We start from the raw sequence: 23,855 nt of genomic DNA, 5'->3' as shown, positions 1-23,855 counted from the left end.
CCTCCTCCCTCTGTCGGTGACCGTCACGCTGCAAGTGGCTGATTCTAGGATATTTTCAATTCCGATCAAATATTTTATTTGACTATAAGTTTTTACATAGATAAAAACTTGTACCACCACACCGCACCACGACAACAAGAGATCAGTCCATGACCGCCGAACTCGACCAGGCACTGGCCAGCGCCTACGCCGCCGCCGATCCTGCGCAACCCACGCTGATGCAGGGCTTTCCGCCGGCGCCGGAGCAACTCGTCACCTGGCACAACTTCATGCGCCCGCCGTACAACCGCTGGGCCTTCCACAACCTGGGGCGCATCCGCCCGAGCGTCAGTGTGGAGCGCGGGGATCAGGCACCCTCTGCGTTGCAGCGCGGCGCGGTACGCCTCGATGACTTCCACTTCGAAGGCGCCAGCGGCCGCCGTGTGAGCCTGGAGGAACATCTGCAGGCCACCTGCACCGATGGCTGGCTGGTGATGAAGGACGGCGAGGTCGTGCAGGAGCGCTATTTCAACGGCCACGAAGCGCACAAACGACACATCATGTTCTCGGTCACCAAGTCGCTGGTCGGCCTGCTGGCCCAGGAGTTGGTGGAAGACGGCCGCCTCGACGATCGTCGCCTGGCGCTGGACTACGTGCCCGAACTGCGCGGCAGCGCCTTCGGCGACGCGACCGTGCGCCAACTGCTCGACATGGCCGTGGCCATCGATTACCAGGAGGTTTACGACGACCCCGCATCCGGCAGCTCGCAGTTCGGCTACGCCTGCGGCCTGACCCCGCCGCCGCTCGGCGTGCAGGCTTTCGGTTCGCTCTACGAATACCTCCCCGCCACCCGCAAGAGCGGCGAGCACGGCGGCTTCTTCCACTATGTGACCGCCACCACCGAGGCGCTGGCCTGGGTGATGGAGCGGGCCAGCGGGAGCAGTTGCGCCGAGCAGTTGCGCGATGTCTGGCAGGGCCTGGGCTGCGAACGCGACGGTTTCTTCGTCGCCGACCCCTGGGGCCGCAACGTTGCCGGCGCTGGCTTCAACGCGACCCTGCGCGACATGGCGCGCTACGGCGAGATGGTGCTGCGCGGCGGCCGCGCCAACGGCCGCCAGCTGCTCTCCGGGAAGGCCATCGAGGCCGTGCTGGCCGGTGGCGACCCGGCCATCTACGCCGCCAACGAGGTGTTCTCGCAGTGGAGCCCCGGCGCCACCTACAAGAGCCAGTGGTACGTGTATCCGGGCGAAGCGCTGCTGGCGGTAGGCATCCACGGCCAGTCCCTGTATATCGACTTCGAGCGCCAGGTGGTAATCGTCAAGCAGTCCTCGCTTCCCGAAGCAGAGAGCGTGCTGGACCTCGACAGCCTGCGCCTGATCCGCGCCCTCGCCGCTGCTCTCTGAGGCCCGACGCCATGCGCCCAACCCAGCTCACACAGAAGACCACCATGCACCGCCTGCTGAAGAACTGCGCCGCCGCCCTGCTGCTCGGCAGCCTCGCCGCCGGGACCCAGGCCCAGGAGACAGCCGAAAAACTGGGCGGCCAGCTACGCATCTACAACTGGATCGAATACCTGCCCAAGGACGTGCTTCAGCAGTTCAGGGACGAGACCGGCGTGGAGATCCTCTACGACGTCTTCGACAGCCCGCAGACCCTTGAGGCGCGCCTGCTCACCGGCACCGCCGGCTACGACCTGGCCTTCCCCAGCAGCAGCCAGGTGCCGCAGCTGATCGCCGCCGGCGCCCTGGAGCCGCTCAAGCGTCAGAGCCTGCCGCACTTTTCCGGCCTCGACGCCAGCTTCATGCAACAGCGCGAACCCCTGGACCCGGGCAGCCGCTATTCGGTGCCCTATCTCTGGGGCACAACCCTGATCGGCTTCAACAAGGCCAAGGTGGACGCCGCCCTGGGCACCGACAGCGACATGCGCGACTACGACCTGCTGTTCAAGCCGGAGAACATCGCCAGGCTGTCCAAATGCGGCGTGGCCTTCCTCGATAGCGCCAACGAGGTCATCCCCATCGTCCTGCACTACCTGGGCCTGGACCCGAACAGCAGCAACCCCGAGGACTACGCCAGGGCCGAGAAGGTGCTGCAGTCGATCCGCCCCTACGTGCGCTACTTCAACTCCGCCAAGTACCCGCAGGACCTCGCCAACGGCGACATCTGCGTGGCCCTGGGCTGGTCCGGCGGCATGCTCGCGGCGCGCAACATGGCCCACGCGGCGGACAACGGCAACGACATCCGCCTGGCCCTGCCGCGCCAGGGCACGCTGATGTGGTCCGACGACATGGTGATCCCCAAGGGGGCGAAGAACGTTGCCCAGGCCCACGCCTTCATCGACTTCCTGCTGCGCCCGGAGGTGATCGCCCGGGTCACCAACCAGATCGGCTACCCCAACCCGACGCCAGCCAGCCTGCCGCTGGTGGACCCGAAGCTGCTCGGTGACCACGACCTGTTCGTGCCCGATGACCAGCGCCACCTGCTGTTCCAGGCCGAGCCGCCGCACAAGCAGGCGCTGCGCCAGCTGACGCGGATCTGGAACCGGATTCGCTCCAGTGTCTGAACCAGGACTGCACCCGACGCTGCATCTGGACGTGGAGATCGGCGACGAGCTGCTGCGCGGTGCGACCGCGCAGGGCCGGCGCATCGACTATCCGATACTGGGCGGCCGCTTCACCGGCAGCAATCCGGATGGCAAAGGCTTCGCCGGATGCATCCCGCCCGGCGGCGCCGATTACTACCTGGAGCGCCACGACGGCTGCGGCGAACTGGACGCCCGCTACAGCCTGCTGTGCAACGACGGCACGCTCATCGAGGTGCACAACACCGGCCTGCTGGTGCTGAGCGAAGCCGGCGTGCAACTGGCCGCGCAACACTGGCCGATCGACCCGCAGCACTACCGCTGTCATTGCGCGCCGCGCTTTCACAGCAAGGATGCGCGCTACGCCTGGATGAGTCGCCACCTGTTTGTCGGGCAGGTCAGCTACCCGGCGGCCAACCGCGTACAGATCGAGTGTTTCCGTATCCACTGACCCATTCCACACAAGGCACCCGAACAGGAGAACCGAAAACCCGAGCGTGACCCCGTAAAAAAGCGACGCCGAGTCACCCCCTCCCCAACCACGACGCTCCCGGGCCGAACCGTATCGTTCGCGCCAGCGGCTTCGTGCGGCCCGGAGAAAGCGCCACCGCGCGGGTGCTCCCCACAAGAACAACAAAGCAGAGCACCGCTTACTTCTGCCATTTCAATCACAACAACGGAGCAGAACCAGCCATGAACCACCCCGTCGTATCGGGCCTGTCCGGCATCGCCTTGCTGGCCCTGGCCCTGCAGGCCCAGGCGATCGACCTGACCCCGGAAACCTTCCTCGACGTCAACGTCGGCCTGGCCAGCGACTACCGCGTCGGCGGCCTGTCCCTGGATCAGGACGAAGGCCCCGTCCTGCTGACCTCCGCGACCCTGGTGCACAAGATCAGCGGCCTGTATGCCGGCGTCTTCACCACCAACGTCGAGATGGGCACCCAGAGCAACCGCGAGTGGGACTACTACGTCGGCATCGCCCGGCCGATCACTGAGAACACGCGTTTCTCGCTTACCTGGGTGAATTACGAATACCCCGGCGACAGCTGGATCAACTTCAGCGAGTGGATCGGCACCCTGGGTTACCGCAACGCCACCATCGGCATCAAATACGCCGACGACCTGCAGAACCCACCCGCCCGCGCCGCCGCAGCGAAGCAGGTGGACCAGCTGATCGACTGGGGCGTGCTGCCCAGGACCGCAGCCATCACCACGCGGCCGAAGGAGCGCACCATCGGCTGGGCCGAGTACGACTTCTACCTGCCCTGGCAGACCAAGCTCAACGTACGCTACGGCCACACCTGGACGTCGGACGAACAGGCCTGGCGCTCGGGCAGCGGCGACTACCGCAGTGGCTACAGCGACTGGGGCGTGGCGCTGATCAAACGCGCCTACGGCCTGGAGTGGAAGGCCGCCTACATCGACACCGATCTCTCCGAAGCCGAGTGCAAGAACAACTTCGGCAAGGGCGGCGACTGCCAGGCCACCGTAGTCTTCTCCGCCAGCAAGCGCTTCTGAACCCGACTGAACCCGGCGTGCCACGGCACGCCCCGACGCGAACCACGATCCGAGGTTAGACATGTACAAGAAAGCCCTCGTACGCCCCCTGAGCCTGGGCGTCCTGAGCCTGGCCCTGCTGGTGGCCGGCTGCAGCACCCAGCCGCCCATGGGCGACGGCCCGCCACCGCCGGACCGCAGTTTCCAGCCCTTCTGGGGCAAACGCCTGACCGGCTACATCAAGACCGCCGACGGCACCGAACTGCGCTACTCCGTGCTGCTGCCCAAGGGCGACGGCAAGTTCCCGGTGCTGGTCCGCTACAGCGGCTACGACTCCGGCAGCATCGGCGGCTCGGCCTACCTGGCCGACAACGAGACCTTCTCGGTCGCCATGGACAAGGACCTGGTCGAGCGCGGCTACGCCGTGATGGGCGTACAGGCCCGCGGCACCGGATGCTCCCAGGGCACCTTCGATTTCCTCGGCCCGGAATACGGCACCGACGGCCGCAGCGCCGTGGAATTCGCCGCGCAGCAGAACTGGTCCAACGGCAGCGTCGGCATGTTCGGCTGGTCCTGGGCGGGCATGTCGCAACTGATGACCGCCTCGGAGCGCCCGCAGGGCCTCAAGGCCATTGCCCCCGGCATGATCCTGGGCGACGCCTACACCGACAGCTGGTCCCTCGGCGGCGTCCCCAACCAGGGCTTCACCACGTCGTGGCACTGGTTCGTCGACATGCGCTGGGACGCGGTAAAGGCCAGCGCGCAGAGCGAAGGCGACCAGCGCTGCCTGGCGCAGGTCGAGGAGAACAGGGCCAAGGTGGTCAAGTCCTCGCTGATGTACAACCTGATCCGCCACCCCCAGCATGACGAGTGGATGAAGCAGCGCGCACCGCGCGACCGTGCGCAGCTGGTGCAGGTCCCGGTGCTGTCCATGCAGGCCTGGCAGGACGAGGCCGTACTGGCGCGCGAAGGCTTCTACCAGGAACGCCTGGACCCGAAGCAGCTGTGGATGCTGCAGACCAGCGGCGGGCACAACCTGTATGAGTCCGAACGCTTCCGTAAGGAGAAGCTCTACCCCTTCCTCGACCATTTCGTGAAGGGCGAGCAGAACGGCTTCGAACAGAGCAAACACCTGGAAATCTGGCAGGAAACCGTCGCCGACGACCGCGAAGGTCGTCACCAGCCCAACGAGACCGCGCGTCCGGGCTGGAGCATCGCCCGCGACCACTACCCGCTGCCGGTGAAACCGGTGAGCTTTGCCCTGAGCGAAGACGGCAAGCTGATCGAGGGTGGCAAAGGAACCGGTGCGCCGGATGCCTACCTCTACCCGATCCCCGGCCCGGAGGTGAACACCTACCTCAAGGACCACGCGTGGGGCTGGCAGCACCCGCTGTGGAAGCAAGGCAGCGTTGCCTATACCAGCGACGAGTTCGAACGCGATTTCCTCAGCTACGGCAGCGCCAGCGCGGACATCTGGCTGTCCACCTTCCTCGCCCCGGATACCGACCTGCAGGTGACCATCACCGAGGTCCGCCCGGACGAACAGGAAGTCTTCGTCCAGCGCGGCTGGCTGCGCATGTCCAACCGCCAGCTGGACGAGAGCAAGTCCAGCGAACTGCGCCCGCAGCAACTCAACGACCCGGACGGCATCCAGCCGATGCTGCCCAACGTGCCGGCGTTGGGCCGGGTGGAGATCCCGCCATTCTCCCACCCGTTCCGCAAGGGCTCGAAGCTGCGCATCTGGATCGACGCCCCGTCCAACACCGGCGGCTACGGCTTCGTCTACTACTCGCTGGCCAGCCGCAACAGCGTCTACCACGACGCCCAGCATCCCTCGCGCCTGGTCCTGGGCGAGCTGAGCGGCGTGAAGATCCCGGAAGACCTGCCCCAGTGCGGCACGCTGCTCAAGCAGCCCTGCCGACATGACCCGCTGTCGTCCTTCCCGCCCTTCTGATTGACACGCCGCCCCTGCCCGGCGGGGGCGGCACCACTCACGTAAAGGATTCGATTCGATGACCATTCGACACGCCGCTTCACGTCTGCAGAAAGCCCTCTTCCTGGCGGTGCTGACCGTCGCCCTGCCCCTCGCCCAGGCCGCCGAGCTCAAGGAAAAGATCCCCAATCGACTGACCCACGAACTGGTCATGCAGATCGACGTCCAGCTCGGCCCGCGCGAGGACATGGGAAAGGGTCCGGACGGCCAGCGCATCAACTACCCGATCATCGGCGGCACCTTCAACGGCCAGGGTATGCAGGGCAGCGTGGTGCCCGGCGGCGCCGACATGTCGGTGACCCGCGAGGACGGCGTAACGCTGATCAACGCGCTGTACCGCCTGAAGACCGACGACGGCCAGATCATCATCATCGACAACGGCGGCATCTGGCGCCTCAACGAATCGGGACTGGCGAAAAAGGCCAAGGGCCTGGAGTTGCGCGATATGAAGGAAAGCGACTTCTACTGCCGCACCTCGCCCAGGTTCAGGACCCAGCCCGGCGCCCACGCCTGGCTCAACGACTACGTGTTCGTCGGCACCATCGACGGCGTCAGCGAACATGAAGTGCTGATCAGCGTTTACAAGGTCGGCGGCGCCTGATGCCGCCAGGGCGCAAGCGTTCCCCAGCTCCTTTGGCTTGCGCCCGATTTTCCATCCCGACCTGCGCCAGGGGCGGGGTCGCTGTCACTGCGGACGCAGCCAACTCAGCCCTGCGCCTGCCAGAAGTAACCGGGTGCGAGACACAGACCGCCCGCCGCGATCACATCAAATGCTAATCAATTGCATTTACAGCCTCAGGATGAATCAGTAGACTCCGCCGCCAGACACTGGAAGCCACGGTTGATGAGGCCTGCAGCATGGAATGGAACGGAATCAATCTGCGCTGGGCCTATACCGACCTCCTGCTGGGCCTGAGCCGCAAGACCCAATGCATGCAGCTCGCCTATGACGTGCTGCACGACGCCTTCATCCGTTTCGTCCTTGCCAGCCAACGCACCGCCATCGACCAGCCCAATGCCTACCTGCGGCGAGTCGCACATTCCGTCCTGATCGATCACTACCGTGACGCCTCGCGCTTCTACCCCCTGCCGGAGGGGGACCTCGAGCCCTGGATGGATACCCGTGAGGATGCCGAGTTCGCGCCTTCCGCCGAACACCTGGCCGATCTGCAGCAGCGTCTGGTAGCCATCCAGCGCATTCTCGAGTGCCTGCCGTCGCGCTGCCGGGAAGTCTTCTGGCTGGTGCGGATCGAAGGTCACCGCCAGGTGGAAGTCGCCCGCATGCTGGGCATCAATATTTCCATGGTGGAGCGCCACCTCGTTCGTGCCTTGCTGAATCTGCGCGATGCCCGCGAGCAACTGGCCTCATGACCAGCAGCCGACACCAGGCTGCGCGCTGGTTCACCCGTCTGCTGGACCTGCCCGGCGACCATCCCGAGCGCCAGGCCTTCACCCGCTGGCTTGCCGCCGACCCGCAGAACGCCCGTGAGTACCAGGCCTTCAGCGAGCTCTGGGGCAACTTCTCGAGCACCCCGCAAACCCAGGCGCTGGCCGGCGCCATGGAGAACCTGAGCCGCCGGCGCTTCGTGCGCAACGGTGCAATGGGCGGCCTGCTGCTGGCCGTCGCCGCCGGTTGGCTGGTGTCGATGCGCAGCCGCCAGGGTGAACAGATGCTGATGACCGGCATCGGCGAGCAACGCCACATCACGCTGGAGGATGGCAGCGACGTCTTCCTCGACGCCGACACCCGGCTACATGTCCTGTTCAGCGAATCGACCCGCCAGGTTTTCCTGCTGCGAGGCCGCGCGATATTCAGCGTGCAGCATGCCCCCTCGCGCCCCTTCGTGGTCGATGCCGGCGCCGCCCAGGTACGCGTACTCGGCACGCGATTCGTCGTCGAGCGGCTGGAGCCGCAGGTGCGCGTCAGCGTCGCCGAGGGACGGGTCGAGTTCTCCAGTGCCGGCCAGCGCATGGTGCTCGAGCGTGACCAGGTGGGTGAGCTCGATGCTGGGGGAAAACTGCATCCCCTGCAGCGTTCGGCCATCAGTGCCTTCAGCTTCGCCAAAGGCAATCTGCAGTTCGAGCGAGCCAGCCTGGGCGAGATCGCCATCACGCTGTCGCGCTACCGGGAAACACCGGTGAAGGCACTGCAGCCGGCCACGCAATCGATCACTGCGGTGGTCCAGTTGGCCGATGTGGAGAGCTTCCTCGCATTGCTGCCCGAGCTGGCCGATATCCGCATCGAGCAAAGCGGCGGCGCCACGCTGCTACTTCCTCGCTGATTTTCATCCGCACCAGGTAGGGGTTTCTTCGCGCAGCTCCGTCATTGGTTATCCCAGTCCCTGACGAGCTTTTCCATGAAGCCCATTTCCCTCAAGTCCCTGGCGGTCTCCAGCGCCCTGGCAATCTCCCTCAATGCGTTCGCCGCGCCGGTAGCGCTGGACCTTCCCCGGCAGTCCCTGGCGACGTCGCTCAAGCAACTGGCGAACCTCGCCGGCGTGACCCTGGCGATGGATGACCAGTTGGTGGCGGAGCGCACCGCCCCCGCCATCAAAGGCGACTACGAATTCAGCAGCGCACTGGACGAATTGCTCGCTGGCTCAGGCCTGGGCGTCCGTCAGCAGGGCGGTGCATGGCTGATCGTCCGCCGCGGTTCCTCCGACGTACTGGACCTCTCCTCCACTACCGTCAGCGGTCGCAGCCTGGGCTCAACCACCGAAGGCTCGCACTCCTATGCCACCCGGGCCATCACCATCGGAAAGGGCGAGCAGTCGCTGCTGGAAACCCCGCAGTCGGTCACCGTCATCACGCGCCAGCGCATGGATGACCAGAACATGAACAACCTGCAGGACGCGATGCGTCAGGTCACCGGCGCCACGGTGAAGACCTACAACACCGGCTCCAGCCTCAACGACGTGTACATGCGCGGCTTCCTGGTCGATCAGGTGCAGGTCGACGGGGTGTCGCAGATCACCGGCCAGGGCGACATGGCAACCAGCTTCGACCTGGCCATGTACGACCGCGTCGAAGTGCTGCGTGGTCCGGGTGGCCTGTACGCCGGGTCCGGCGAGCCGGCCGGCACCATCAACCTGGTGCGCAAGCGCGCGCTGGGAACGTTCGGCCTGAGCGGGGAAATGGCCGCCGGCTCCTGGGACCGCTACCGCAGCATGGTCGACGTCACCGGTCCGCTGAACGACGAAGGCACGATCCGTGGTCGCTCGGTCATGGCCTATGAGCACAACAAGTCCTTCGTCGACTACGTGCAGAACGAACGCCCGATGTTCTACGGGCGCCTGGAAATGGACCTGGACCCAAGCACCACCCTGTCGCTGGGCGGTGCCTACCAGAAGAACAATTCCACTCCGGCCTTCGGCCTGCCGGCCTATGCCGACGGCACCCTGCTCGACGTGCCGCGCTCCACCTACGTCGATGCGAAGTGGAACCGCATGAAGGAAGAGACCTGGGAGGCCTTCTCCGAGCTCGACCACACCCTTGACAACGGTGGCCAGTGGAAGACCTCACTGACCTATCGCGACGCACGCCTGCCCCAGCGCGAATTCAGCTGGACCACCTGGGTGGTCAATCCCGATACCCAGACCGCCGACGCGGCACGTTATTCGTACTACGAGCGGATCAAGACGCTGGGCCTGGACAGCTTCGTCACCACGCCCTTCAGCCTGGCCGGCCGCACCCACGAACTCACCCTCGGCGGCGAGTACCAGCACCTGGACAAGGCCTTCACCTATGGCTCGGTGGACCTGGACAACGATGGCTATGCCGACGAGGTACCGATCGGCATCGACGGCGCCAACGACCTACCGCGCCTGGACATGCCGCACACCAACTTCAACTACACCAAGAGCCGCCAATACGGCCTCTACGGCCGCACCAAGCTCAGCGTGACCGACGAGCTGGACGTGATCCTCGGCGCCCGCGTGACCTGGTACGACGCCGATGCGAAGAACGCCAACACCTTCTTCAACAACTTCGGTTCGCCCTCGACCCAGACCAACGCCAAGGTCATTCCCTACGGCGCGCTGATCTACAAGCTCACCCCGACCCTGGCCGCCTACGCCAGCTACACCAGCGTGTTCAAGCCACAGAGCGAGACGGACGCCAGCGGCGAGAAGATGATCGCGCCGCACAAGGGCAAGCAGTACGAAGTCGGCCTGAAACAGGAGCTGATGGACGGCCGCCTGAATGCCTCGGTCGCCCTGTTCCGCATCTACGACGAGAACCGCGCCCAGTGGTCCGGCAGCCCGGTGAACGCCTACGAGGCGCAGGGCAAGGTGCGCAGCCAGGGCTGGGAAGCCGAGCTGACCGGCAACCTGACCGACAACTGGAGCATCGTCACCGGCTATGCCTTCACCATGACCCGCCTGCTGGACGACGATCCGAACAACGGCCTGAGCTCCGGCGACACCTTCAGCACCATCACGCCGAAGCACAACTTCAACCTGTGGTCGAAGTACGAATTCCTCGACGGCACGCTGAAGGGCTTCCATGTGGCCGGCGGCACCCGCGTGGTCAGCGAGACGCTCTACACCCGCAACGACACCGACTTCGTGCAGCCCGGCTATGCGGTCTCCACCGCCCAGCTCGGTTACCGGTTCAACGAGCACCTGAGCTCTACGCTCACCGCCAACAACCTCTTCGACCGCAAGTACTACGAGCGAGTAGACAGTGCCTGGGGTTCGAACTTCTACGGCGAGCCGCGCAACCTGATGCTGACCCTGCGCGGCACCTATTGAGCGCTGGCGTTCCCACCTGCAGGGTGGGAACGCAACTCCGCCGGAATTTCACTGCGCAACCCTTCCACCGCGCGCCAGGCCGTGTCCCGAGCGCGCCTCAGCACCGCGCTCTTCCATTGGTCCGTGTCGATATAGAAGGCATCGCGCAGCTGCTGCTTGATCCGCCGCACCTTGGCCGCCGGCGCATCGGGCGTGCGGTGCAGCCACTGGTCCGCGCGCAGCGCTTCGAGGACCTGCGGGCCGGGCACGGTGCCGAACTCCAGGCTCATGGAAATCAGCAGCGCCTGCGGGCATTCCTCGAACGCCGCATGCACCAGCTTGCCGCTGAGCTTCACCGAGACGCTGTTGCCCTCCTCCGTCGAGCGTACTTCATCGCCCCACCAAGCGCGAGCGCGGACCAGCGCTTCCGGGCGCGGGTCGCCCGAGTAGATGTACTCGCCGTAGCCGCTCGGGCCGAGGCCGGTGTGCACATCGATCCAGGCCATTTCGCGGCATTGCCGGCCATGCTGGCGCAGCACTTCACGCACGGTGCGGTTGCTCCAGGTCGGCTGCGAGCCGGAGAAGAACAGCCCATCGGGATGGCTGGCCTGGCCCGACGAGATGGCCTTCTGCAACTCCCAGCGACCATGGCGCAGCGCGTAGCCGAGCAGACGCAGGCGCCCCAGCGGGCTGGGCCAGCGACGGGGCGCGAGCACCGGGTCCAGCTGCGCGTAGCCGGGGTTCTGCGGCGCGGCCTGGGTGAAGTCACGGAAGTTGCGGTTGAGGTCGACGTTCTCCTGGGTCCAGCGGCGCCACCAGGAAAACCCGTAGGGGTTGGCGGCATGCAGGTAGAGCACCGCGCAGTCGTTGCGGCGCGCGTGCTCGCGCCATGCCGGGTCAGCGAGCAGGGCGCTCTGCACGCCCGAGCCGCAGAAGCCTTCGACGCCGTGGCAACCGCTGCTGATGATCAGCAGGCGCTTGGCATCCAGCGGTCCTTCACGGGCGACGTCCACCGCCAGTGTCTCGCCGTCGCGCCCGGTGAGCGGGTGGACGTGGGACTCCACCAGCAGGCCGGCGGCCGCGCAGGCGTCGAGGAACCTGCTGCGCGCCTGGGCGTAGCTCTGGGAGAAATACGACGATGCATTCATGGGGACTCCGGCCGTTTCCTGGGGCAGATGGCGGCCGGCAGGATGCATCAGCGCGAAAGCGCGGAGTAATGATCTCTGCACATGAGCATTGAGGCTGGTTATGCCTGCTCCGCACGGAAAGCGGCGACCATTTCCTCGGCCAGCAACAGGGCTTCGCGGGTCATCAGCTCCTGCGGCCGGGTAACCAGAGAGATGCTCGCCACTGGCGTGGCCTCGGCGATCTGCAAGGGCTCCAGCACCTGGGCCACCATCGGCAGGCCGAGCATGCGCTGCGACCAGAAGCTCACCGCATCGGTGCTGGCCGCCAGCTCCAGGTAGAGCAGCGACGAGGAGCATTCGGTGATGCGCTTGGGTGGCGCTACCTCGCGCTCACGGAAGAACTGCCCGGCCAGGGCCACTTCCAGCGGGTCGGAAAGCAGCCATTCGAGGTCCAGCAGCTCGTGCAGCGATTGCGCCCCCGCCAGCGGATGCCCCTTGCGCACGGCCAGTGCCGAGGGCTGCGGTGCCAACTCGCGCCAGACCTGCCCGTCGCCAGCTTCCGCCTCCGGCTGGGTGGTCAGCACCAGGTCCAGCCGGCCTTCCTTCAGCCCTTCGAACAGCTGCACCGAACGCAGCTCGAAGATCTGCAGCTGCACGTTGGGGTACAGCTCGCGGTAGCGCCGGAAGCAGTTGGCGAAGGCGCGATTGGGCGTCACCGGTGACACGCCGATGGCCACGCGGCCGGCCATCTCGCCCTTCAGGGTATCGATCTCGTCCCGCGCGCGGCGCACTTCTTCGGTGACCAGCCGGGCCATGCTCACCAGCCGCTCGCCATAAGGCGTGACCGTCACCCCACGATTGGAGCGGACCAGCAGCGGCACGCCCAGCTCACCTTCCAGCTCTTTCACCGCCTTGGACAACGACGGCTGGGTGACGTCAAGCAGCCGCGAGGCTTCCTGGATGCTGCCGCTCTCGGCGATGGTGCGCAGGGCGCGCAATTGATGCAGTTTCATGGCGAGCTCCGGACGATTCCTCGAAGTCGCGCCACCTTAACCAGTATCGGGCTGGCTTGAAAGAAGCCGGGCAAACCCGGCTTCGCGCAGGCCAGCGGTCACTCCGCCATGTTCAGGTCCGGCAGCGGCTGCTGGAACATCCGCGTGGCGCTGGCCAGGCAGACGAGGCCCAGGCACATCCAGGCGAAGCCGATCATGAAGGACATGCCCGACAGGCTCGACCAGAGCCAGATGGTGCTGAGGAAGCCCACCGCCGGCAGCGCGCCGTAGCGCAGGTAGTTGCCCTTGCCGGTGAGGCGCTGGTCGACCAGATAGTGCTTGATCACGGCCAGGTTCACCGCGGAGAAGGCGAACAGCGCGCCGAAGCTGATCATGTTGGCGACCGTATCCAGGGTGACGAACAGGGCGATCAGCGACAGCAGGCTGATCAGCAGGATCGCCGTGGCCGGCACGCGCTTCTTCGTCACCAGCTTGCCGAACACGCGGGGCAGCGCACCGTCCCGGCCCATGGCGAACAGCACGCGGGAAACGCTGGCCTGGGACACCATCGCCGAGGCAAAGCAGCCGGCCACATAGGTAGCGGTGAAGAAGGTCACCAGCCATTCGCCGCCGATGCGGCGCAGCACGTCCAGCGAAGCCGAGTCGGCATCGGTGAGCGCTTGCCACTCGGGGAATACCAGCTGGCCGAAGTAGGCCATGACGATGAACAGCACGCCGCCGATCAGGGTCACCAGCATGATCGCCGCGGGAATCTGCCGGCGCGGTTCGGGGGTCTCCTCGGCCATGGTCGACACGGCGTCGAAGCCGAGGAACGACAGGCACAGCACCGCCGCGCCGGACATCACCAGCGGCAGGCTGAAGTGCTCGTCATAGAAGGGCTGGACCAGCGGCACGGGCTCTGCCTGAGCCCCCAGGTGGCTCAGCGACAACGCGATGAAGACCACCACGAAGACCATCTGCGCGACGATCAGCACCCAGTTGACGCGGGTGATGGATTCGATGCCGACGAGGTTGAGCAGGGTCACCAGGACGATGGACCCGAGAATCCATACCGACAGCGGCACCGAGGGGAAATAGTCGGTCATGTAGATGCCGATCAGCAGATAGCTCAAGAGCGGCAGGAAGATGTAGTCCAGCAGCAGCGTCCACCCGGCGAGAAAGCCGAATGCCGCGCCGAAGGTCTTGCGCGTGTAGCTGTAGACCGAGCCCGAATAAGGGTGCGCCTGCACCATGCGCCCGTAGCTGTAGGCGGTCAGCAGCATCGCGGCGAGCGTGAAGAGATAGGCCGTCGGCAGGTGGCCCTGGCTCATGCGGGTGACCAGGCCATAGGTGGTGAACACCGCCAGCGGCACCATGTAGGCCAGGCCGAAGAGCACCAGCGCCGGGATGCCCAGCGATTTGCGGAAGGACCGTGCAGACGGCTCGTGAGGTTGATGGGCAGGCAAGGAAGTAGCGGACGTGCTTGTTGTTTTTTTCATGGCTGACTCATGGACGGCGAGCGACGGGCGCTCGTTGGACTGGAACGGCGTGATGCCGGTCGAGGCTTCCTGGGCAGCGGACGGGCGCCCGGCGATTCAGCCGGAGCGAAGCTTCGGGCAGCCGCTGCGGGAGGAATTCAGCGGAGGTCGTTCGGGGCGACCCGGCAGGTTTGCGGGGCCGGGAAAACCGGGAGCCGTTGCGCCGAACGCGCACCCTCCCGCGCGGCATGCCCGGAGTCGCCGTTCACTGCGTCGTCGATGAAAGTCTGCGCTGCAAAACACTGCCGCCACTCGTTGAACGCTTGCACCTGGGCACTCCTGCTGGCCGCCTCGAAGGACGTTGTTGTTCGAATGGGGGCGCATGGTGCTTGAGCTCGTCGCCGAGGAAAATTAGTAAAAATATCTTCGAGCCCAATGAAAAAAATGGCCGTGCGGAACGCACCCGACGACCCGGTCGGCTGTCGCGCGCGATTGCCTCAACCCCTATCGCCACCTCTCGAAACAGGCGCTCGGATCGGCTCCGACACACTCCGGTGCAGTCCCGCGAAACCTAAGTATGGTGGTGCGATACCCATGGACGATGGTGAGAGTCCCCGGCCAGCGAATAGGGTTTGTCTACCGGCAATCCGGTCTTCGAAACGACCGCCAGGTCGCTTCGAGCGCCGCATCGGACCGGTCCCCATTCGCCGCGCTAGCGGTCCCCTGACGAGAGCTTTCACCATGACCGACGAGACCCAAGGAACCACCCGCCGCGCCCTGATGAGCGCCGGTGTAGCCGCCGCCACCCTGGCTGTGGCCGTCCCCCTGCTGGCGGGCCAGGCGAGCGCTGCCCAGGCCCCGGCCGCAACGGGTGCGCGCCGCAAGGAGCAAGGGTCGGGCTATCTCACCCTGCGCGACGGCACCGAGCTGTTCTACAAGGATTGGGGCAGCGGGCAGCCCATCGTGTTCCACCACGGCTGGCCGCTCTCGGGAGATGACTGGGACAACCAGATGCTGTTCTTCCTCGCCAAAGGCTACCGCGTGATTGCCCATGACCGCCGTGGCCACGGTCGCTCCACGCAGACGGCCGAAGGCAATGACATGGACACCTACGCCGCGGACCTGGCGGAGCTGGCGGCGCACCTGGACCTGAAGAACGCCGTGCACATCGGCCACTCCACCGGCGGTGGCGAGGTTGCCCGCTACGTCGCGCGCCATGGTGCCGGCCGTGTCGCCAAGGCGGTGCTGATCGGCGCGGTGCCGCCGCTCATGCTGCAAACCGCGAAGAACCCCGGCGGCCTGCCGCTGAAAGTCTTCGACGGCTTCCGCGAGGCACTCGCCGCCAGCCGTTCGAACTTCTACCGCGACGTCGCGGCGGGCCCCTTCTACGGTTTCAACCGGCCGGGCGCCAAGGTCTCCGAAGCGGTGATCGACAACTGGTGGCGCCAGGGCATGAATGGCGGCGCCAAGGCCCATTACGACTGCATCAAGGCCTTCTCGGAAACCGACTTCACCGAGGACCTCAAGCAGATCGCCGTGCCGACCCTGGTGCTGCATGGTGAAGACGACCAGATCGTCCCCATCGACGACTCCGCGCGCCTTTCGATCAAGCTGCTGCGCCACGGCACCCTGAAGACCTATCCCGGCCTGCCCCACGGCATGTGCACCACCCACGCCGACACCATCAACGCAGACCTGCTGGCCTTCATCAAGGGCTGACGCCGCTGCAAGGAAAAGCCCCGGGGCACAGAGCCCCGGGGCTTTTTCCATTCAGAGCTGCGACAGCCCGCCATCGACGCACAGGTCGACGCCGGTGATGAAGCTGCTGTCGTCCGAAGCGAGGAACAGCGCAGCGTTTGCCAGCTCTTCCGGGCGACCGAGCCGACCCAGCGGAATCAACCCCGCCAGCTGCTGTTCGAATGCACCGAATTGCGCCTCGCCGATACCCATCTTGCCGATGATCGGGGTCAGCACCGGGCCGGGGCTCAGGCAGTTGACGCGGATGTTGCGGCCCTTGAGTTCCGCCGCCCAGCTGCGGGCAAAGGAGCGCACCGCCGCCTTGGTCGCCGCGTAGACCACGTGGGCCTCCAGCGCCTTCAGGTGGGCGATGGACGACACCAGCACGATGGAGCCTCCGTCACGCAGCAGCGGCAGCGCTTTCTGGATGGTGTAGAAGACGCCCTTGACGTTGATATCGAACTGCTCGTCGAACTGTTCTTCATCGACCTGATCGCCCGGTGCCGGACGGATGACGCCGGCATTGGCGACCAGCACATCGAGGCGGCCGAAGCGTTCGCCGATCTGCCGGTACAGGGCGTCCAGGTCCTCCAGCCGGCTGGCGTCGGCGCAGATGCCCACGGCGTTTTCACCGATGAGCCCGACCGCCTCCTCCACCACTTGCCGACGGCGCCCGGTGATGACCACCTCGGCGCCTTCCAGGGCGAATCGTTGCGCGGTGGCCAGGCCGATACCGCTGTTGCCGCCCGTGACCAGGGCGACCTTGTTGCTTAGCTTTCCCATCATCTCTCCAACGTGGCTTGTGAATCGGCTCGTTCAGGAGGTCGCAGATCGGGAGCGCGCAGCAGGCCGTCCTGCAGCGGCAGATAGCGTTCGATCTTCTCTGCCAGACGTTCGCGGCGCTCGGCCAGCTGAGCCTGGAGTGCATCCAGGGCCACCAGCTTTTCCAGGTGCTGCTGCAGGCAGGCGAGGAAGCCTTCGCTGTCCTCTTCCTCCTCCAGGTACTGCAGCAGGCCGTGGATCTGCCGGGTGCTGAAGCCGCACTCGAGCAGCTCGCGAACCCAGAGCACGCGTTGCACCATGGACGCGGCGTAGTCGCGATAGCCATTGTCCAGCCGCGACGACTCGATCAGCTGCTTCGACTCGTAATGGCGAAGCGCGCGTGTACTGACGCCGGCGCGCAAGGCCAGCTCTCCGATTTGCATGTCGACCTCCGATGGGGAGCACTCTGGGGGCTTGACGCTAGTGTCAAGGTCAAGCCCCCTTTCGCTTTTTCAGGCGTCCGTTGCGGGATGCGCCGGCAAGGTGAACTGCACCACCGCGCCGCGAGGCTGGTTGGCGCTGGCCCAGAGACGGCCGCCATGGCTGTCGATGATCGAGCGGCAGATCGACAGGCCCATGCCCATGCCGGTGGCCTTGGTGGTGTAGAACGGCGCGAAGATCAGGTCCGCGTTGTTCTCGGCGAACCCCGGTCCGTTGTCGCAGACTCTGACCCGCACGCCACCCTCGTCGTACTCGGAGCTGACCAGCAGGTGGCGCTCGCCGGCGGGCACACTGCCCATGGCTTCCAGGGCATTGACGATCAGGTTGAGCATCACCTGCTGCAACTCGACCCGGTCGCCCTCCACTTCCGGCAGGCCGTCGGCGAGTCTGACGCGCACCACGGCGTCGCACTTGGCCGCCTCGCCACGGGTGAACTCGACCATCTCGCGCAGTGCCGCACTGACGTCCACCGGCTGCTTCTGCGGCGGGGTCTTGCGGATCAGCTGGCGGATGCGCCCCAGCACCTCGGCGGCGCGGTTGGCGTCCTTGATGATGCGTCCCAGCACCTGGCTGACCTCGCCCAGCTCCGGCGGCTGCGCACCCAGCCAGCGCAAGGCGGCATTGGCATTGGTCACCGTGGCGGCAATCGGCTGGTTCACCTCGTGGGCGATGGACGCCGCCAGTTGGCCCATGGTCGCCACACGGTTGGCGTGGGCCAGTTCCGTCTGCACCTCGCGATAGCGTCGTTCGCCCTCGCGCACGCGCTCCTCGGCCTGCTTGCGCTCGGTGAGGTCGAGCACGAAGGCCACGCCCTCCTGCAGGCTGGCCTCGAAGGCCGCCAGGCCGACGATCACCGGCACGCGGCTGCCGTCCTTGCGGATGTACTCCTTCTCGAAGGGCTGCGCATGCCCGGTCCGAATGGCCGTGGCAAGGTGCGCCTGGCTCAGTGCCAGGGATTCGGGCGGGGTCATGTCGTGCCAGCGCACGCGGCCGGAAAGCAGGTCGTCACGCTCGTAGCCGACCATGCGCAGGAAGGCGTCGTTGGCTTCGGCTATCTCGCCCCCGGCGCTCCAGACGATGATGCCGATGATGTTGGCGTCCACCAGCCGGCGAATCTTCGCCTCGCGCTCGGCGGCATCGCGATACAGGCGCGCATTCTCCAGTGAGATCGCCGCCTGCGAGGCCAGCAGTCGCAGCACGGCGATCCGCGCCGGGCTGAACACGCCGGCCGAGAGGTTGTTCTCCAGGTACAGCGCACCGGTGAGCTTGGCCTGGTTCATCAGCGGCATGCAGAGGATCGAACGCGCGCCGTGCTGGCGGACATAGGGATCGGTGGTGAATCCCGGATCGACCGCGGCGTCTTCCAGGCACAGGCTCTCGCCGGTGCGCAGCACCTGGTAGAGCACCGTTTCCGCCAGCGCGGCGGCGCTGATCGGTTCGTTGCACAACAGCATCGCGCCGTCACCGACAGTCGCCAGCGCCGCTATGCGCGGCTCGCCCGCTTCGGCGAGGACCAGCACACCGCGCTCGGCGCCGGCCTGCTCGATGGCCGTGCGCATCACCATGCCGATCAGCTTCTCGAGGACGATCTCCCCCGAGGCGGCCTGGGAAACCTTGAGCACCGTGGCCAGATCCAGGTGTTCCACCGGGGTGGCGATGGTCGCGGTCGGGCCGGGCGCGGGCTCCTCGTTGCGCAGGTAGCGATGGCGCCCCTCCAGTTGCCGCACCTTGCCGTCGGCGCCCCAGCGCAGGTAGCCGTAACGCGCGTCCTGCAGGTAGACGCGGGCGATCTTGGCCAGGCCGCGTGCACCGTAGAAGCGCCCCGCCAGCTCGTTGGCCAGCGCCTCGATCTGCACGAAGCCGTTGTCCTGCGCCTGGCGGATGGCCTCTTCGTAAAGCAGCTCGGCATCGACCAGCCGCCCTTCGACCCGTGCGATTTCCGCGCCCACCAGCGCCACCCGACAGGCGAAGGATTCGCCGCACTGCCGGGCCCACTCCTGCAACTGCGCGTGATGCACGACCAGTTCTCGCAGGCGCTCAGGTTGCTCATCGACAGCCAGGGAATCGAAAGTGGCAGCCAGCGTCAGCGCCGCGTGGAAGTGGTACTCGGACTCCTCGGTAAAGGTCTCCACCACCCACAGCAGCGCCTTCGCCCGCGCCACGCAGTGCATGGCCGCCGCGTGATCGCCGGCCATGCAGCGCGCCTGCAGCTTGCGTATCCAGTACTTGGCCGCTGCCAGAGCCAGGCCCGGCGTGCTGTCCAGGTGCGCTTCGAAACGCGCCTCGTCGAACAGCTCATCGTCGAAACTGCCGAAGGTCGGGGTCTGCCCGCGCAGTGTGCGGATCAGCGCCAGCTGCGTGCTGATGAAATCCACCACCAGGCCGAAGCGCACCTTCTGCGCATAGGCCAGGCCCTGCCCGGCCTCCTCATGCACCTGCGCCAGCGGCTCGCCGAGGAACAGCACATCAGCGATATGGCCGTTGCCGGCGTAGGCGGCGTAGGCCAGGTCGCCGACGCGATTGGCCGCGACGAACGCCCGGCGCAGCAGCTCCCGGCACTCGCGCACCGGGCGCATCCAGCGCGCCACGAACATCGAGAAGCACAGGTAGGTGCGCGCCTCATGGCGATTCAGCCCGCGCCGGTCAACCAGGTCGCAGCCCAGGCGGCCGAAGCGGTAGCCGGCTTCGTAGTCACCAAAGCGGCGGCCGGCGACGCGCCCGACATTCGCATAGAGCATGCAGGAGGCGTCGCAGTTGCCCCGTTCCAGGCTCAGGCTGACGGCCTTGCAGATGGTCAGGCTGGCCAGGTTGGCGTCGCTCTGCAGCGCCGGGGCGAACAGTTTGCCGAGGGCATCGAGGGTCGCCAGGGAGGCGGCGTCCTCCATCAGCGGCAGGTCGATCAGCTGCTCGATGCTGCGCTCGCCCAGCTGCGTCCAGATCTGCTGGTATTCCTCACGCACCTGCTCGTCGTCCGGGTGCGCCGACCAGTGGATGCCGACCGCCTCCAGGTAGGCCAGGCACACGGCGACCGCCCTGTCGCTGCGGTCCTGCAACAGGCACACGTCCATCTGCAGGCAGGCCACCGCCGCCTGCTCCACCGTGGTGGCTGCGCGTGGCGTCAGCGCGGTGAGGCGCTCGTCGGCCTGCACCAGCTGGCCGGTGAGGAATTCGCACTCGGCGCGGTTGAGTTCCAGGGCGAAGCACAGGTCGTGGCGGCGTTGCCAGCAATCGCCGTCGAGCAGTTCGATGCCGGCGCGCAGATAGGCCAGCGCCGAGCTGTAGGCGCTGGAAGCCTTGGCGCGCTGCCCGGCCAGCAGGTTGTACTCGGCCAGCTGTTCGCGCTCGGCGCGGGCTTCGATCAGCCGGGCGCCGCGGTTGAGCTGGCCGACGATCTCGAAGATCGCTTCTTCGCGCCGCTCCGCCGGTGTCTGCTCGGCCAGCAGTCGGCCGATGCGCAGGTGCGCCTCGGCACGGGCCGTTTCGGCAATCAGCGAGTACGCTGCCTCGTGGATGCGGTCGTGGGCGAACGCGCAGGCGTCTTCCAGGCGCTCCACCAGTTCCTGGCGCACTGCCGACCAGAGTATCGAATGGACCTTCGCCGGCGGCAGGTCGAGGACGGTCGCCAGGGTATCGATCTGCGCCACGTTGCCCAGACAGGCGAGCTGCTGCAGGGCCTGGCGGGTTTCCAGCGGCAGCCGCGCGAGCTTGCCGACCATCAGGTCTACGACGTTGTCGGTGAAGCCCTTGGCGTGGATGCGCTCCGGTTCCCAGCGCCAGCGCCGCGCCTCGTGGTCGTAGGTCAGCAGCTCTTCCTCGGCCAGCGCCTGGAGGAACTGGATGACGAAGAACGGGTTGCCGGCGGTCTTGTCCTGCACCAGCCGGGCCAGCGCGACGATGCTCGGCGGCGGGCAGCGCAGGGCCTCGGCGATCAGTTGTTCGATGTGCGCGCGGGCCAGCGGCGCCAGGCGAATCTCGTCGATGCGCACACCGGCCTGGCGGATGGCCTGCAGCTTGCGCGTCAGCGGATGGCTGGCATCCACCTCATTGTCGCGGTAGGCGCCCACCAGCATCAGGTGGCGCAGTTCCGAATGGGTGAGCAGGTCTTCCAGCAGGTCGAGGGTCGCTGCATCCAGCCATTGCAGGTCGTCGAGGAACAGCGCCAACGGGTGATCGGCGCGGGCGAACACGCCGATGAAGCGGCGGAACACCAGCAGGAAGCGGCGCTGCGCCTGTTGCGGCTCCAGCTCGGGCACCGGCGGCGGGTCGCCGATGATCAGCCGCAGCTCGGGAATCAGGTCAGTAATCAGCCGGGCATTGGGCTCCAGCGCTTCCAGCAGCGCGCCGCGCCAGCCCTCCAGCACGTCGCCGCTCTTGCCCAGCAGCGTGCGCACCAGCCCCTGGAAGGCCTGCACCAGCGTCGAGTAGGGAATGTCGCGCTTGTACTGGTCGAACTTGCCGGAAGCGAACAACCCGCGCGGCGGCACCAGCACCTTGTGCAGCTCGTTGACCACCGAGGACTTGCCGATCCCGGAATAGCCCGACACCAGCACCAGCTCCGGCGTGCTGCTGGCGACGATGCGCGCGAAGGCCTCGACCAGCACCTCCACCTCACGCTCGCGGCCATAGAGCTTCTCGGGCACCAGCAGGCGATCCGGCGTGCCCTGCTCGTCCAGGCTGAAGGCTTCGATGCGCCCGCTCCGCTGCCAGTCGTCCAGGCAGCGACGCAGGTCGTGCTCGACGCCGGCGGCGCTCTGGTAACGCTCCTCGGCGGTCTTGGCGAGCAGCTTGAGGACGATCTGCGAGAGCATCGGTGGCACGCCGGCAACCCGTTCGCCGGGCGGCAGCGGCTTGCGCGCGATGTGGCAGTGCACCCATTCCATCGGGTCGCTGGCGGTGAACGGCAGCGTGCCGGTGAGCATCTGGTAGAGCACCACGCCAAAGGCATAGAGGTCGCTGCGCGAGTCGATGGAGCGGTTCATCCGCCCGGTCTGTTCCGGCGCCATGTAGGCCAGGGTGCCGGCGATGGTCTCCGGCGGTTCGGGCGCCTGGCGCTCGCGCGGCAGCCGCGAGGCCAGGCCGAAGCCGGTCAGGCGCGCCTGGCCATCGGTGCAGTTGACCTGGATGTGATTGGGCTTGAGGTCCTTGTGCACCAGGCCGCGCTGGTGCAGGTGGCGCAGCGCCACGGCGATGTCGACGGCCAGGCGCAGACAGGTGCCGGTTTCCAGCGGTTGGCGCAGCAGGCGCGACAGCGGCTCGCCGCCGGGGTCATCGAGCAGCAGGCGGGTCTTGCCGCCTTCGCGGTGCAGCGCCTGCGGGCGCAGTGCCCAGGCGCTGTGCAGTTCATCGCGCAGGCTGTACTCGTGGGCCAGCCGCTCCAGCGTGGCGGGCAACGGATGTTCGGCGGCCGGGCGCACCAGCAGCACGCTGGCGCCTTCGTCGCCGGATGGGCGAGCGCGGCAGAACACCCGCTCACCGTCGTCCCACAGGATCTTCTGTTTGCTGGCCATCGGCTCGGCAACCTCTCAGGGATTCTGCTGCCCCCGAGTGGCGGTCAGCGACTGTATTGCAGACGGCCGTCAGGTCGTCCGCTGCAACGGCTCGACGCCCAACGCCTCGGCCATGCGCACCAGATCGGCGACCGAGCGCGCGGCCAGCTTCTTCATCACCTGGCCACGGTGAACCTTCACGGTCACTTCGCTGAGGTTGAGCTCGGCGGCGATCTGCTTGTTCATCAACCCCGCGACGACGAAACGCAGCACTTCGCGCTCGCGCAGGGTCAGCGCCTCGAACGCCTGGCGCAGCGCCGCGCCGGACTGCTCGGCCTGCAACCGCTCGCCATCGCGGGCCAGGGCGCTGGCCACTGCGTCGAGCATGTCCTGGTCGCGGAAGGGCTTGGCGAGGAAGTCCACGGCGCCGGCCTTCATGGCCTTGACCGTCATGGCGATATCGCCGTGGCCGGTCATGAACACGATGGGCATGCGCACCCCGCTCTTCTCCATCTGCTCCTGGAACGCCAGGCCGCTCTCGCCGCGCAGGCGCACGTCGAGAACCAGGCAGCTGGGAACGTCACGCCGGGCAAAGGACAGAAAGGCCTGGGTGGAATCGAAGGTCTGCACCTGCAGGCCGATGGAGCGCAGCAGGCCATCGAGGGCGAGGCGCATGGACTCGTCGTCATCGACCACATAGACCACCGGTTCCTTCGGGCCTTGCGGCGGATTGGAATGCGCCGACGAGCTCATCTTGCCTCCTTGGGGGACCGCGACACTCGCGGTGTGCAGGTCAAAAAATCTAGTCCATGATGGGGCCCGCGGCAAAATGCCAGCCCAATGGTCATGGGGCCGGAACAGTACCTTCGGGATATTGGCCATAACGCGCACCATGGCGCACGCCATGACGCTGCTGCGAGCAAGGCTAGCCTGGCCAAGCGAAGCGCCGCCAGGCCAGAAACCCCTGAATATCGGCCACACCTGCGCAACGC

17 protein-coding genes are annotated in these 23,855 nt (G+C 66.6%); 10 read left to right on the top strand and 7 right to left on the bottom strand.

Annotated features, from left to right (window positions below):
* The first annotated feature begins 149 nt into the window (after positions 1–149).
* The 9 genes from IB273_RS15670 to IB273_RS15630 all read left to right on the top strand — a co-directional run bounded on the left by IB273_RS15670 (position 150) and on the right by IB273_RS15630 (position 10,801).
* A complete protein-coding gene (locus tag IB273_RS15670; protein ID WP_081518405.1) occupies positions 150–1,382 on the top strand; it encodes a serine hydrolase domain-containing protein in 1,233 nt (410 codons plus the stop codon).
* Between the two features lie 11 nt (positions 1,383–1,393).
* Complete coding sequence (locus IB273_RS15665) at positions 1,394–2,542, top strand: extracellular solute-binding protein (RefSeq protein WP_192224462.1); 1,149 nt, start codon at positions 1,394–1,396, stop codon at positions 2,540–2,542.
* Positions 2,535–3,011 carry a DUF3237 domain-containing protein gene (locus IB273_RS15660; RefSeq protein WP_081518407.1) on the top strand — a complete coding sequence of 159 codons (477 nt, stop codon included), beginning with the start codon at positions 2,535–2,537 and terminating at the stop codon, positions 3,009–3,011. The genes IB273_RS15665 and IB273_RS15660 overlap by 8 nt, the downstream gene beginning before the upstream one ends.
* Before the next feature lie 242 nt (positions 3,012–3,253).
* Positions 3,254–4,078 (top strand): TorF family putative porin, encoded by an 825-nt coding sequence (locus IB273_RS15655; protein WP_081518408.1) that lies wholly within the window; start codon positions 3,254–3,256, stop codon positions 4,076–4,078.
* Between the two features lie 61 nt (positions 4,079–4,139).
* Positions 4,140–6,011 (top strand): CocE/NonD family hydrolase, encoded by a 1,872-nt coding sequence (locus tag IB273_RS15650; protein WP_192224461.1) that lies wholly within the window; start codon positions 4,140–4,142, stop codon positions 6,009–6,011.
* Between the two features lie 58 nt (positions 6,012–6,069).
* Positions 6,070–6,651 carry a DUF3237 domain-containing protein gene (locus IB273_RS15645; protein WP_081518410.1) on the top strand — a complete coding sequence of 194 codons (582 nt, stop codon included), beginning with the start codon at positions 6,070–6,072 and terminating at the stop codon, positions 6,649–6,651.
* A 257-nt stretch (positions 6,652–6,908) separates the two neighbouring features.
* Positions 6,909–7,421 carry an RNA polymerase sigma factor gene (locus IB273_RS15640; RefSeq protein ID WP_081518411.1) on the top strand — a complete coding sequence of 171 codons (513 nt, stop codon included), beginning with the start codon at positions 6,909–6,911 and terminating at the stop codon, positions 7,419–7,421.
* Positions 7,418–8,332: a FecR family protein gene (locus IB273_RS15635; protein WP_081518412.1), complete on the top strand. Its 915-nt coding sequence runs from the start codon at positions 7,418–7,420 to the stop codon at positions 8,330–8,332. The genes IB273_RS15640 and IB273_RS15635 overlap by 4 nt, the downstream gene beginning before the upstream one ends.
* 75 nt (positions 8,333–8,407) lie before the next feature.
* Positions 8,408–10,801, top strand: a complete 2,394-nt coding sequence (locus IB273_RS15630) for a TonB-dependent siderophore receptor (protein WP_192224460.1) — start codon at positions 8,408–8,410, stop codon at positions 10,799–10,801.
* On the opposite strand, the gene IB273_RS15625 is transcribed toward IB273_RS15630, so the two are convergent.
* The 3 genes from IB273_RS15625 to IB273_RS15615 form a co-directional block, all read right to left on the bottom strand.
* Positions 10,795–11,928: a M14 family metallopeptidase gene (locus IB273_RS15625; RefSeq protein ID WP_192224459.1), complete on the bottom strand. Its 1,134-nt coding sequence runs from the start codon at positions 11,926–11,928 to the stop codon at positions 10,795–10,797. The genes IB273_RS15630 and IB273_RS15625 overlap by 7 nt on opposite strands.
* A gap of 98 nt (positions 11,929–12,026) precedes the next feature.
* Positions 12,027–12,920: a LysR family transcriptional regulator gene (locus IB273_RS15620; RefSeq protein WP_081518415.1), complete on the bottom strand. Its 894-nt coding sequence runs from the start codon at positions 12,918–12,920 to the stop codon at positions 12,027–12,029.
* A gap of 98 nt (positions 12,921–13,018) precedes the next feature.
* Positions 13,019–14,398 carry an APC family permease gene (locus IB273_RS15615; protein ID WP_192224458.1) on the bottom strand — a complete coding sequence of 460 codons (1,380 nt, stop codon included), beginning with the start codon at positions 14,396–14,398 and terminating at the stop codon, positions 13,019–13,021.
* Positions 14,399–15,118: 720 nt separating this feature from the next.
* On the opposite strand from IB273_RS15615, the gene IB273_RS15610 reads away from it, so the two are divergent.
* Positions 15,119–16,096, top strand: coding sequence for an alpha/beta fold hydrolase (locus tag IB273_RS15610; RefSeq protein WP_192224457.1), 978 nt, complete (start codon positions 15,119–15,121; stop codon positions 16,094–16,096).
* 51 nt (positions 16,097–16,147) lie between these two features.
* On the opposite strand, the gene IB273_RS15605 is transcribed toward IB273_RS15610, so the two are convergent.
* The 4 genes from IB273_RS15605 to IB273_RS15590 form a co-directional block, all read right to left on the bottom strand.
* Entirely contained in the window at positions 16,148–16,897 is a 750-nt protein-coding gene (locus tag IB273_RS15605; RefSeq protein WP_192224456.1) for an SDR family NAD(P)-dependent oxidoreductase, read from the bottom strand.
* Positions 16,897–17,319, bottom strand: coding sequence for a MerR family transcriptional regulator (locus IB273_RS15600; protein WP_081518419.1), 423 nt, complete (start codon positions 17,317–17,319; stop codon positions 16,897–16,899). Before IB273_RS15600 ends, IB273_RS15605 begins: the two co-directional genes overlap by 1 nt.
* A gap of 69 nt (positions 17,320–17,388) precedes the next feature.
* Positions 17,389–22,884 (bottom strand): AAA family ATPase, encoded by a 5,496-nt coding sequence (locus tag IB273_RS15595; protein ID WP_192224455.1) that lies wholly within the window; start codon positions 22,882–22,884, stop codon positions 17,389–17,391.
* Between the two features lie 69 nt (positions 22,885–22,953).
* On the bottom strand, positions 22,954–23,616 hold the full coding sequence (locus tag IB273_RS15590; RefSeq protein ID WP_151187517.1) for a response regulator transcription factor: 663 nt from the start codon (positions 23,614–23,616) through the stop codon (positions 22,954–22,956).
* Positions 23,617–23,855 lie beyond the last annotated feature (239 nt).

The organism is Pseudomonas sp. PDM19 (assembly GCF_014852215.1).
Taxonomy (GTDB): Bacteria; Pseudomonadota; Gammaproteobacteria; order Pseudomonadales; family Pseudomonadaceae; genus Pseudomonas.
Note: the sequence above shows the minus strand (reverse complement) of the source record. Positions and strands in the feature narration are given on the sequence as shown.